The organism is Nocardia arthritidis NBRC 100137, assembly GCF_001612765.1.
Lineage (GTDB): Bacteria > Actinomycetota > Actinomycetes > Mycobacteriales > Mycobacteriaceae > Nocardia > Nocardia arthritidis.
Map to the genome: position 1 here is coordinate 119501 of NZ_BDBB01000025.1, position 11187 is coordinate 130687.

General features: G+C 66.5%; 12 protein-coding genes. All 12 read left to right on the forward strand.

The window, feature by feature from the left end; translation table 11 throughout:
• Positions 1-10: 10 nt before the first annotated feature.
• The 12 genes from NA8_RS19490 to murA all read left to right on the forward strand — a co-directional run bounded on the left by NA8_RS19490 (position 11) and on the right by murA (position 10900).
• Positions 11-466 (forward strand): Cg1360 family ATP-synthase-associated protein, encoded by a 456-nt coding sequence (locus NA8_RS19490; protein WP_063051795.1) that lies wholly within the window; start codon positions 11-13, stop codon positions 464-466.
• A gap of 291 nt (positions 467-757) precedes the next feature.
• Positions 758-1585: a F0F1 ATP synthase subunit A gene (atpB, locus tag NA8_RS19495; protein ID WP_157106791.1), complete on the forward strand. Its 828-nt coding sequence runs from the start codon at positions 758-760 to the stop codon at positions 1583-1585.
• A 78-nt stretch (positions 1586-1663) separates the two neighbouring features.
• Positions 1664-1912, forward strand: a complete 249-nt coding sequence (locus NA8_RS19500; protein ID WP_039796339.1) for an ATP synthase F0 subunit C — start codon at positions 1664-1666, stop codon at positions 1910-1912.
• 5 nt (positions 1913-1917) lie between these two features.
• Complete coding sequence (locus NA8_RS19505; RefSeq protein WP_063022909.1) at positions 1918-2478, forward strand: F0F1 ATP synthase subunit B; 561 nt, start codon at positions 1918-1920, stop codon at positions 2476-2478.
• A 19-nt stretch (positions 2479-2497) separates the two neighbouring features.
• Positions 2498-3307 carry a F0F1 ATP synthase subunit delta gene (locus NA8_RS19510; RefSeq protein WP_063051796.1) on the forward strand — a complete coding sequence of 270 codons (810 nt, stop codon included), beginning with the start codon at positions 2498-2500 and terminating at the stop codon, positions 3305-3307.
• Between the two features lie 54 nt (positions 3308-3361).
• Positions 3362-4999, forward strand: a complete 1638-nt coding sequence (gene atpA / locus NA8_RS19515; RefSeq protein ID WP_063051797.1) for a F0F1 ATP synthase subunit alpha — start codon at positions 3362-3364, stop codon at positions 4997-4999.
• A gap of 132 nt (positions 5000-5131) precedes the next feature.
• Positions 5132-6103, forward strand: coding sequence for a F0F1 ATP synthase subunit gamma (locus NA8_RS19520; RefSeq protein WP_063051798.1), 972 nt, complete (start codon positions 5132-5134; stop codon positions 6101-6103).
• Between the two features lie 174 nt (positions 6104-6277).
• A complete protein-coding gene (gene atpD, locus NA8_RS19525; RefSeq protein WP_063051799.1) occupies positions 6278-7726 on the forward strand; it encodes a F0F1 ATP synthase subunit beta in 1449 nt (482 codons plus the stop codon).
• A 6-nt stretch (positions 7727-7732) separates the two neighbouring features.
• Entirely contained in the window at positions 7733-8110 is a 378-nt protein-coding gene (locus NA8_RS19530; protein ID WP_040865169.1) for a F0F1 ATP synthase subunit epsilon, read from the forward strand.
• 259 nt (positions 8111-8369) lie between these two features.
• Positions 8370-8792 carry a DUF2550 domain-containing protein gene (locus NA8_RS19535; protein ID WP_084466922.1) on the forward strand — a complete coding sequence of 141 codons (423 nt, stop codon included), beginning with the start codon at positions 8370-8372 and terminating at the stop codon, positions 8790-8792.
• Positions 8793-8842: 50 nt separating this feature from the next.
• Positions 8843-9424, forward strand: a complete 582-nt coding sequence (locus NA8_RS19540; RefSeq protein ID WP_063051801.1) for a cob(I)yrinic acid a,c-diamide adenosyltransferase — start codon at positions 8843-8845, stop codon at positions 9422-9424.
• A 216-nt stretch (positions 9425-9640) separates the two neighbouring features.
• Entirely contained in the window at positions 9641-10900 is a 1260-nt protein-coding gene (gene murA / locus NA8_RS19545; protein WP_063051802.1) for a UDP-N-acetylglucosamine 1-carboxyvinyltransferase, read from the forward strand.
• Positions 10901-11187 lie beyond the last annotated feature (287 nt).

Consider the following 11187-nt stretch of genomic DNA (forward strand, 5'->3'; position numbering starts at 1 on the left):
GTCGGCGGCTGTGAGCTTCACACCCCGACCCGTGCCCGGCCCCGACGCGCCGCTGCGGTCCGCGCTGCGCTACGGACTGATCGGCTTGGGCGTGCTGGTTGTCCTGGCCGTCGCGCTGGGCGCCGCCGTCTCGGGTAGCTCCGGAGTGTGGGGCGCCGTGCTCGGCGCCGTGATCGGTGGCGGCTTCATCCTCACCACCGCGGCCGTCGTGCTGTTCGGCGCGAAGCTGCCGCCGAGTACCGCCGGTCTGATCATGCTGGTCAGCTGGGTGGGCAAAGTCCTGGTGGCGCTGATCGTCGTCGCGATCCTCCAGCGATTCGACTTCTACGATCGCGTCGTGCTGTTCCTCACGGTGGTCGGAGCCCTGGTCATCGTGCTCGGCGCGGAGACGTACGGCGTTGTCCGCCAGAAGGTTCCGTACGTGACGACGACCGAACCCGACACCGCGTCCGGTACTCGGGAGTAACGAAAACACCCCACCCCCTACACGCTGTCGTAGATGACTTGGTAAAGTGTTGGTAAGCAAGCGACCAAGTCGGGTATCACTGAGGGGTCACCGCCGAGATCCCCTGCATGGGCCGCTATGCTTACTGCCGTGCCGGGCTCCGAGGGGTGTTCCGGTTCTGCATGTCGACGAATGTCGCCGACACACGTACAGACGCCTGGTGGAAATCAAACCACCGCCCAGCTGCTGACGAACTTCGAGCCGACCTGAGTCGACCCAAATTGATCGTCAATGTCCGATCGAACCGCGGGAATGACCGTACCCGCGGCCCGAACACGGGAGAGAACGCTGAGCGTCACCACTCTGGCGGCCGAGTTCCACGCGCCGTCGCTTACCGACTTCTTCCCTCCAGCTGTGCTGTTCGAGGGAACGCCGTTCGAACTCGATCGATTGATGCTGATCCGCATTCTGATGACGGCCGTTCTCTCGGTCGTGATGGTGCTGGCATTCCGCTCGCCCCGGATCGTTCCGCGCGGCCTGCAGAATGTCGCCGAAATCGGCCTGGTCTTCGTCAAGGAGCAGATCTGTGACGAGGTCCTCGGCAAAGAGTCGGGACGGAAGTTCTTCCCGCTGATCGCGACGATCTTCTTCACGGTCCTCTTTCTGAACTTCTCGGGTGTCGTGCCGGGGTTGAACATCTCGTCGAACGCCCGAATCGGCATGCCGCTGGTGCTGGCCGTCATCGCGTACCTGACGTTCAACTACGTCGGTATCAAGAAGTACGGATTCCTCAACTACATGCGCAGCAGCATCGTCGTTCCGAACGTTCCCGCCGCACTGCACGTGCTGCTGATTCCGATCGAGTTCGTCTCGACCTTCATCCTGCGTCCGTTCACGCTGACCGTCCGACTCATGGCGAACATGCTGGCCGGCCACATCATGCTGGTGCTGTTCTTCAGCGCGACATGGTTCTTCCTGTTCGACGCCACCTCGTGGATGAAGGTGTTCTCGCCGTTCTCGCTGCTCGCAGGACTCGGATTCACGCTCTTCGAGCTGTTGGTCATCTTCCTGCAGGCCTACGTGTTTGCGCTGCTGACCGCCGTATACATCGGACTCGCACAGCACGCGGCCGATCACTGACCTGACCGACACAACTACCGGAAACCTGCTACACCACGCCGACCGGCGGGTGAGCAACAGAAAGGGAATGGAAGACTCATGAGCCTCGCTTACCTGGCCCAGGAAGCCGCGACGAACGAGAGCACCTTCAAGGGTCTGGGCGCCGTCGGCTACGGCCTCGCCGCGATCGGCCCCGGCATCGGCGTCGGCATCGTCGTCGGTAAGGCGATCGAGGGCATCGCGCGTCAGCCTGAGCTGCAGGGCACCATCCGTACCAACATGTTCCTCGGTATCGCGTTCACCGAGGCCCTGGCCCTCATCGGTCTCGTCGCCGGCTTCATTTTCTGATTCCGATGTACGAGTCAGTTTTGCTCGCGGCGGCGGAGGGAGAGGATGTGAATCCTCTCGTCCCCGAAACGTACGACATCATCTGGTCGATCGTCTGCGTCATCATCATCGGGTTCTTGTTCTACAAGTACGTGATCCCGCGCCTGATGAAGACGCTCGACGAGCGTTCCGAGAAGATCGAAGGCGGCATCGCTCGCGCGGAAGCCGCGCAGGAAGAAGCTCAGCTCACCCTGCAGCAGTACCAGCAGCAGCTGGCCGACGCCCGGCTCGAGGCCGCGCGCATCCGCGAGGACGCGCGCACCCAGGGTCAGGAGATCCTGGCCCAGATGCGCTCGGAGGCCCAGGCCGAGGCCGACCGCATCATCGCGGCGGGCCACACCCAGCTGGAAGCCCAGCGCCAGCAGATCCTGACCGAACTGCGCCACGAAGTCGGCCGCACGGCCGTCGACCTGGCCGAGAAGATCATCGGGCAGTCGGTTTCGGACGAGGCCAAGCAGGCGGCCTCGATCGACCGTTTCCTCGACGAGCTCGACCAGACGGACGCAGGCATCGGGGTCGGAAGGTAACGACGCGAAAGTGAGAAGCATGTACGCAGCGAGCCGCGAGGCCAGTGCCCGGTCTCGGGAGGCGCTTCGGGCCGCTCTGACCGGAAGCGACAGTGCTGCGGCCACGACGGGGTCGGAACTGTTCGCCGTTGTCGCCGTGCTGGACGACCAGCGTTCGCTGCGTGTGGCGCTCGCGGACGTGTCGGTGCCGGGTTCCGCGCGTGCGGAACTCTGTGAGCGGGTCTTCGGCGGCAAGGTCAGCGCTGCCACGCTGGCAGTGCTGACCACCGCGGTGGCCGAGAACTGGTCGCGCACTTCTGATCTGGTGGACACCTTGGTGCTGCTCGGCCAGGAGGCGTTGCTGGAGTCGGCGGCCCAGCGTGGTCGCATCGAAGCGGTCGAGGACGAGCTGTTCCGGCTCGGCCGGATCATCAGCGACAACCCCGAGTTGGACCGGGCGCTGTCGGATCGGTCGCAGCAGGCTTCGGCCAAGGGCGAGCTGATCCAACGGCTGCTCGCCGGCAAGGCGGAGCCCATCACCCTGACCCTGGCGGAGCAGGTGGTGACCAGGCAGCGGTCGGGCATCAGCGCCGCCTTCGACGAGCTGTCCGACCTCGCGGCGGGGCGCCGCGATCAGATCGTCGCGCACGTGCGCGCCGCGATCGGGCTCAGCGAACAGCAGCGCGACCGGCTGGCCGCCTCGCTGCGGCGCATCTACGGCAAGGCGACCACGGTGCACATCCAGGTCGACCCGAGTTTGCTGAGCGGAGTCGTGGTGCGCGTCGGTGACGACGTGATCGACGGCAGCGCCATCGGCCGACTGGAGAAGATGCGCCGGGCCCTGACCTAGCGCCCTTCCACCACCCCCGACATTCCAGACCCAGACAGCGAGAGCAGGAAGAACATGGCGGAGCTGACGATCTCCTCCGACGAGATCCGTAGCGCGATCGAGAGCTACACCCAGAGCTACACCCCCGAGACCTCCATCGAAGAAGTCGGTGTGGTCACCGACACCAGCGACGGCATCGCGCACGTCAGCGGCCTGCCCTCGGCAATGGCCAACGAGCTGCTCGAGTTCCCGGGCGGCGTGCTCGGCGTCGCGCTGAACCTCGAGGACCGTGAGATCGGTGCGGTCATCCTCGGCGAGTTCGCCGAGATCGAGGAGGGCCAGGAGGTCCGCCGGACCGGTGACGTGCTCTCGGTCCCGGTCGGCGACAAGTTCCTCGGCCGCGTGGTGAACCCGCTGGGCCAGCCGATCGACGGCCTCGGCGAGATCGAGTCCGAGGAACAGCGCGTGCTCGAGCTGCAGGCCGCGACCGTGCTGGAGCGTCAGCCGGTCGAGGAGCCGCTGGCCACCGGCATCACCGCGATCGACGCGCTGACCGCCATCGGCCGCGGCCAGCGTCAGCTGATCATCGGCGACCGCAAGACCGGCAAGACCGCGGTCTGCATCGACGCGATCCTGAACCAGAAGGCCAACTGGGAGACCGGCGACCCGACCAAGCAGGTGCGCTGCATCTACGTCGCCATCGGCCAGAAGGGCTCCACCATCGCGGGCGTGAAGGCCGCGCTGGAGCAGCACGGCGCGCTGGAGTACACCACCATCGTCGCCGCCCCGGCCTCCGACTCCGCCGGCTTCAAGTGGCTGGCCCCCTACACCGGTTCGGCCATCGGCCAGCACTGGATGTACCAGGGCAAGCACGTGCTCATCGTGTTCGACGACCTGACCAAGCAGGCCGAGGCCTACCGCGCCATCTCGCTGCTGCTGCGTCGCCCGCCGGGCCGCGAGGCCTACCCGGGTGATGTCTTCTACCTGCACTCCCGGCTGCTGGAGCGTTGCGCGAAGCTGTCCGACGAGCTGGGCGCGGGCTCGATGACCGGTCTGCCGATCATCGAGACCAAGGCCAACGACATCTCGGCGTTCATCCCCACCAACGTCATCTCGATCACCGACGGCCAGGTGTTCCTCGAGTCCGACCTGTTCAACAAGGGTGTCCGCCCGGCGATCAACGTCGGTACCTCGGTCTCCCGCGTCGGTGGCGCCGCCCAGACCAAGGGCATGAAGAAGGTGGCGGGCTCGCTGCGTCTGGAACTGGCGCAGTACCGCGAGCTGGAGGCGTTCTCCGCGTTCGCCTCCGACCTCGACGCGGCCTCGCTGGCGCAGCTCGAGCGCGGCGCCCGCTGGGTCGAGCTGCTCAAGCAGGACCAGTACTCGCCGGTGCCGGTCGAGGACCAGATCATCTCGATCTACCTGGTCGACCGTGGCCACTACGACTCGATCCCGGTCGGTGACATCCGCCGCTTCAACGCCGAACTGCTGGAGGAACTGCACCGCAGCGCCGCCGACGCGTTCAAGGCCATCGAGGGCGGCAAGGTGCTCGACGGCGAGGCGGCCGAGCAGGTCGAGGCGGCCACCAAGAAGTTCCTGGGGACCTTCCTCACCTCCGACGGCACTCCCGTGGTGAACGAGGCCGAGGCGGGCCAGCTCGACCACGAAGAGGTCGAGTCGCTGTCGGTGACCCGCAAGCACGTCGAGAAGTAACGCGAGCCGGCAAATGCGCTATTCGATCCGCGGCATGCGCGACGGGCACGAAGGAGCAAGCGTGCGCGAGCTCCTCGTGCCCGGCGTGTGCCGTCAATCCCACGCAGCGAATGAAGGGAGTGTGAACCGCTGATGGCAAGCTTGCGTGAATTGCGCTCCCGCATTCGTGGTGTGAATTCGATCAAGAAGATCACCAAGGCCCAAGAGCTGATCGCGACTTCGCGAATCTCCAAGGCTCAGGCGAGGGTCGCGGCCGCGAAGCCGTACGCGGAGGAGATCACCAAGGTCCTCAGCGAGCTGGCGAGCGCGTCGAAGAACCTCTCGCATCCGCTGCTGACCGAGCGCGCCAACCCGCGCCGGGCGGCCGTGCTGGTGATCACCAGTGACAGCGGCATGTGCGGTGGCTACAACTCGAACGTGCTCAAGCGCGCCGAAGAGCTGATGACCACCCTGCGTGACGAGGGCAAAGAGCCGGTGCTCTACGTGATGGGCAACAAGGGCCTGACCTACTACGCCTTCCGCAACCGCTCGTACGTGTCGGCATGGACCGGGTTCTCGCAGCAGCCGAAGTACTCCGATGCTTCGTCCGCCTGCCACCACCTGGTCGACGCCTTCATGGCCGGCTCCGACGGAGCGGTGCCCGCTCCGAACGGGACGGGTGACATCGCCGGCGTCGATGAGCTGCACGTCGTGTACACCCGCTTCGTCTCGATGCTGACGCAGAGCCCTGAGGTGCGCCGTCTGGCGCCGATCCAGGTGAGCTACGTCGACGAGAACTTCGACCTGGGTGAGGACATCGTGTCGGATTCACCGACGGCGGAGGTCCACGCGCAGTACGAATTCGAGCCCGACGCCGATGTGCTGCTGGCGGCGCTGCTGCCGAAGTACGTCAACACGCGCATCTACGCGTCGTTGCTCGAGGCAGCGGCATCCGAGTCAGCGGCTCGGCGCACCGCAATGAAGGCCGCCACCGACAACGCCAACGAACTCGCGAGCGTGCTCCAGCGCGAGGCCAACTCGGTGCGCCAGGCCCAGATCACGCAGGAAATCAGCGAAATCGTCGGCGGCGTGAACGCGCTGGCGTCGAGCTCGGACCGCGACTAAGCGCCACGCGCGGCCTGAGCGACGGGCACGTAGGAGGAAGCGTGCGTAACCACGAAGGGCCCCGCGAGGGCCGCCGATCAGACCCAGCCTGAGGCACGGGGCCGGGAGCGGAAGCGTGCGCAACCACGAAGGCCCCCCGAAGGCCGCACATCGACACGGAGAGAACCAACACCAATGACCGCAGCTGTCACCCAAGACAACACGAGCCGGACCGGCGGCGCCGCAGGCCGCGTCGTCCGGGTCATCGGCCCCGTCGTGGACGTCGAGTTCCCGCGCGGAGCCATTCCCGCGCTGTTCAACGCTCTGCACGCCGAGATCGCCCTGACCTCGGTGGCCAAGACCCTGACCCTCGAGGTCGCCCAGCACCTCGGCGACAACATCGTGCGCACCATCTCGATGCAGCCGACCGACGGCCTGGTCCGCGGCGCCACCGTCACCGACACCGGCAAGCCGATCTCGGTGCCCGTCGGCGACGTGGTCAAGGGCCACGTCTTCAACGCGCTGGGCGACTGCCTGGACACCCCCGGCCTGGGCCGCGACGGCGAGCAGTGGGGCATCCACCGCAAGCCGCCGTCGTTCGACCAGCTCGAGGGCAAGACCGAGCTGCTCGAAACGGGCATCAAGGTCATCGACCTGCTCACCCCGTACGTGAAGGGTGGCAAGATCGGTCTGTTCGGTGGCGCCGGTGTCGGCAAGACCGTTCTGATCCAGGAGATGATCACCCGTATCGCGCGGGAGTTCTCCGGTACCTCCGTGTTCGCCGGCGTCGGCGAGCGCACCCGTGAGGGCACCGACCTGCACCTGGAGATGGAGGAGATGGGCGTCCTCCAGGACACCGCCCTCGTCTTCGGCCAGATGGACGAGCCGCCGGGCACCCGTATGCGCGTCGCCCTCTCGGCGTTGACCATGGCCGAGTACTTCCGCGACGTGCAGCACCAGGACGTGCTGCTGTTCATCGACAACATCTTCCGGTTCACCCAGGCCGGTTCCGAGGTGTCGACCCTGCTCGGCCGCATGCCCTCCGCTGTCGGTTACCAGCCCACGCTGGCCGACGAGATGGGTGAGCTGCAGGAGCGCATCACCTCGACCCGTGGTCGGTCCATCACCTCGCTGCAGGCCATCTACGTGCCCGCCGACGACTACACCGACCCGGCTCCGGCGACCACCTTCGCCCACCTCGACGCGACGACCGAGCTCTCCCGCCCGATCTCGCAGAAGGGCATCTACCCGGCTGTCGACCCGCTGACCTCGACCTCCCGCATCTTGGAGGCCTCGATCGTCGGCGACCGGCACTTCCGGGTGGCCAACGAGGTGAAGCGGATCCTGCAGAAGTACAAGGAACTGCAGGACATCATCGCCATCCTCGGTATGGACGAGCTGTCCGAGGAGGACAAGGTCCTCGTCGGTCGCGCCCGTCGTCTGGAGAAGTTCCTCGGCCAGAACTTCATCGTGGCCGAGAAGTTCACCGGTCAGCCGGGGTCGGTCGTGCCGCTGGAGCAGACCATCGACGACTTCGACCGCGTCTGCAAGGGTGAGTTCGACAGCTACCCCGAGCAGGCCTTCAACAGCTGCGGTGGTCTCGACGATGTCGAGAAGGCCGCCAAGAAGATCCTCGGAAAGTAGTCACCGATGGCGGAAATGTCAGTCGATCTCGTCGCGGTCGAACGATTGCTCTGGTCCGGCCAGGCGTCGTTCGTCAGCGCGCAGACCACCGAGGGCCAGATCGGCATCATGGCCGGCCACGAACCGTTGCTCGGCCAGCTGGTCGAGGGCGGCATCGTGACGATCGTGGATACCGACGGTCAGCGGGTTGTCGCCGCGGTGCACGGCGGCTTCTTCTCGGTGACCGCGAACTCGGTTCGGGTGCTGGCCGAGTCGGCGGAGTTCGCCGACGAGGTGGACGTCGAGGAGGCCCGCCGGGTGCTCGCCGACTCCGACGCCAGCGAAGAGCAGCAGAAGGCGGCTCAGGCCCGCGTGCGCGCGGTCGAACAGACGGCGAACGCGTAGTTACAACCAGTTTTCGAGCACGACTGCTGTCGGCGGTGAAGCGTCCCTTCACCGCCGACAGCGTCTTTCAGGCGAGTCGGACACGGCCGGGCCATTTGTAAACTCGGTGCCGTGGTTGAATGACCGCACGCGGTGTGAACATCAGGCTCGCCGACCGGCCGTCCGCGTAACCACGAAGGGCCTGCGAACGCCCGCCAATCGAATGCCGTGTCGACCACACGGCGGCGTAGCGAAGGGACGAACAGCATTGCAAACCGGGATGGTTCTGCTGATCATTCTGGTGCTCACGCTCGTGTTCCTCGCGCTCGCCTCCACTTACCGCCTCATCATGTTGCGGCGCGGCGGAACCGCCGCGATCCTGCGTGTCCTGCCCGCTCGCGGCGGTCAAGGGTGGCGCCACGGATTGATCCGCTACGACGAGGACCGTCTGGTCTTCTTCAAACTCACCAGCCTCAAACTCGGCCCGGACTCCGCCATTCGGCGTCAGGGCATCGAGATCGGTGATCGCCGGGGCCCGCGCGGCGACGAGTACGACATCATGACCGACGACATCGCTGTGATCGCGGTGTCGGACCGCTCGGGCGACTTCGAGCTCGCCTTGGATCGCGATTCCCTGACCGCCTTCCTGTCCTGGGTGGAATCCCGTCCGTCCGACCGCACGCGGCGGATGCCGGGTCTGTAGCCCACCGCTCTCGGCGGACCCGGTCCGGCCGCGCCCGCTAGGGTTGTGCTGTGAGCGTGCATTTGACCCGGATCTACACCCGGACCGGCGATGGCGGGACCACGGGATTGAGCGACTTCTCCCGGGTCGCGAAGACCGACCCACGCTTGGTGGCCTACGCCGACTGCGATGAGACCAACGCCGCCATCGGTGTCGCGATCGCTCTGGGCGCGCCCGACGCGACGATGCTCGCGGTGCTGCGGCAGATACAGAACGATTTGTTCGACGCCGGCGCAGACCTCTCCACGCCCGTCGTGGCGGAGCCGAAGTACCCGCCGCTGCGGGTCACTCAGCCCTACATCGATCGGCTCGAAGCATGGTGCGACGAGTTCAACACCGGGTTGCCCGCGCTCGATTCGTTCATCCTGCCCGGCGGTACGCCGCTGGCTGCCCTGCTGCACACCGCCCGGACGGTCGCGCGCCGAGCGGAGCGCTCGGCGTGGGCGGCGATCGAGGCGCATCCGGAGGACACCGAGGTCCTGCCCGCCAAGTACCTCAATCGCCTCTCGGACCTGCTGTTCATCCTGAGCCGGGTGGCCAATCCCGGCGGCGATATCCTGTGGAAGCCCGGCGGGGAACCGCCGAGCGCCTGATCGCGTAGGACCGCAGGCGAGTACCCGAGCGATCACGGGGTATTGCCGGCAAGGCGTCGGGACCACCCCGTCGACCACAGAACACGCCCATCTCGCGGCACTCGCTCCAACGGCGAAAACGTCCGGAGGCGAGGGGAGTCGTGGAGAGGCGGCACCGTAGTGCGCCGCCCCAACTATCCTTGCACCAACAGTGCGCCGAATACGCGGAGAGGCGGCATGGAACGGTTTTTGGTTACCGGCGGAAATCGACTCGTCGGTGAGGTCACGGTGGGGGGCGCCAAGAACAGCGTCCTCAAACTGATGGCTGCTGCGCTGCTCGCCGAGGGCACCACCACGATCACGAACTGCCCGGACATCCTCGACGTGCCGCTGATGGGCGATGTGCTGCGCGGCCTCGGCTGCGACGTGGCCATCGACGGCGGGACGGTGTCCATCACCACGCCCGCCGAACCGAAGTACCACGCGGACTTCCCCGCCGTGACGCAGTTCCGCGCGTCGGTGTGCGTGCTGGGTCCGCTGATGGCGCGGTGCAAGCGCGCCGTCGTCGCACTGCCCGGCGGCGACGCCATCGGCTCCCGCCCGCTCGACATGCATCAGGCCGGCCTGCGCCTGCTCGGCGCGACCAGCGAGATCGAGCACGGTTGCGTGGTGGCCAAGGCCGACGAACTGCAAGGTGCCCGGATCCGGCTCGACTTCCCCTCGGTCGGCGCGACCGAGAACATCCTCATGGCGGCGGTGCTGGCCGAGGGCGAGACGGTGATCGACAACGCCGCGCGCGAACCGGACATCGTCGACCTGTGCAACATGCTCGTCCGGATGGGTGCGCGGGTCAGCGGCGCGGGCACCTCGGTGCTCACCATCCAGGGCGTCGAGCGTCTCGCGCCGACCACCCACCGCGTCATCGGTGACCGCATCGTGGCCGCGACGTGGGGCATCGCCGCCGCGATGACCCTCGGCGACATCCGCGTCACGGGTGTGAACCCCAAGCATCTGTCGCTGGTGCTCGACAAGCTGCGGTCCGCGGGTGCGCGCATCTCGTTCGAGCAGGACGGCTTCCGGGTGGTCCAGGCCGAGCGGCCCCGCGCGGTGAACTTCTCGACCCTGCCGTTCCCCGGCTTCCCGACCGACTTGCAGCCGATGGCCATCGGGCTGGCGTCCATCGCGGACGGAACGTCGATGATCACCGAGAACATCTTCGAGGCGCGCTTCCGGTTCGTGGAAGAGATGATCCGGCTCGGCGCCGACGCGCGCACCGATGGGCACCACGCGGTGGTGCGCGGGATTCCTCGGTTGTCGAGTGCTCCGGTGTGGTCCTCGGACATCCGGGCCGGCGCGGGTCTGGTCCTCGCGGGCTTGGTCGCCGACGGGACCACCGAAGTGCACGACGTATTCCATATCGATCGCGGGTATCCGAATTTCGTCGAGCAGCTGCAGGCGCTGGGCGGCGATGTCACGCGCGTCGGCGCCGCGGATTGAGCGCTCGCGTCCATCCCGGTGGGCGCGAGTTATCGAACGTTTCCCTGAAAACGCGTGCTGACCAGGGGATTTGACATCGTGCACGCAGACACGTAACTTATTCCAAGTCAGAGCGACACGGACACCGACCCGGGGCCCAGGAGCTGAGCGGAAACGCTGAGCGAGAGGCCAGGGAAACGAGGTAGGACGAGGAGCGCCTGACGATCACATGGCTCGATCGCGACCCCAGTTTGCAACTGGGTTCATCGATGAGCTAAGCTTGAAAAGTTGCCTCACTGAAGTTCCGG

What these genes read in the sequence shown, in the direction of transcription:
- atpB (WP_157106791.1), top strand. Translation starts at nt 758, where the DNA reads ATGACCGTACCCGCGGCCCGAACACGGGAGAGAACGCTGAGCGTCACC.
- NA8_RS19500 (WP_039796339.1), top strand. Translation starts at nt 1,664, where the DNA reads ATGAGCCTCGCTTACCTGGCCCAGGAAGCCGCGACGAACGAGAGCACC.
- NA8_RS19505 (WP_063022909.1), top strand. Translation starts at nt 1,918, where the DNA reads ATGTACGAGTCAGTTTTGCTCGCGGCGGCGGAGGGAGAGGATGTGAAT.
- NA8_RS19510 (WP_063051796.1), top strand. Translation starts at nt 2,498, where the DNA reads ATGTACGCAGCGAGCCGCGAGGCCAGTGCCCGGTCTCGGGAGGCGCTT.
- atpA (WP_063051797.1), top strand. Translation starts at nt 3,362, where the DNA reads ATGGCGGAGCTGACGATCTCCTCCGACGAGATCCGTAGCGCGATCGAG.
- NA8_RS19520 (WP_063051798.1), top strand. Translation starts at nt 5,132, where the DNA reads ATGGCAAGCTTGCGTGAATTGCGCTCCCGCATTCGTGGTGTGAATTCG.
- atpD (WP_063051799.1), top strand. Translation starts at nt 6,278, where the DNA reads ATGACCGCAGCTGTCACCCAAGACAACACGAGCCGGACCGGCGGCGCC.
- NA8_RS19530 (WP_040865169.1), top strand. Translation starts at nt 7,733, where the DNA reads ATGGCGGAAATGTCAGTCGATCTCGTCGCGGTCGAACGATTGCTCTGG.
- NA8_RS19535 (WP_084466922.1), top strand. Translation starts at nt 8,370, where the DNA reads ATGGTTCTGCTGATCATTCTGGTGCTCACGCTCGTGTTCCTCGCGCTC.
- murA (WP_063051802.1), top strand. Translation starts at nt 9,641, where the DNA reads ATGGAACGGTTTTTGGTTACCGGCGGAAATCGACTCGTCGGTGAGGTC.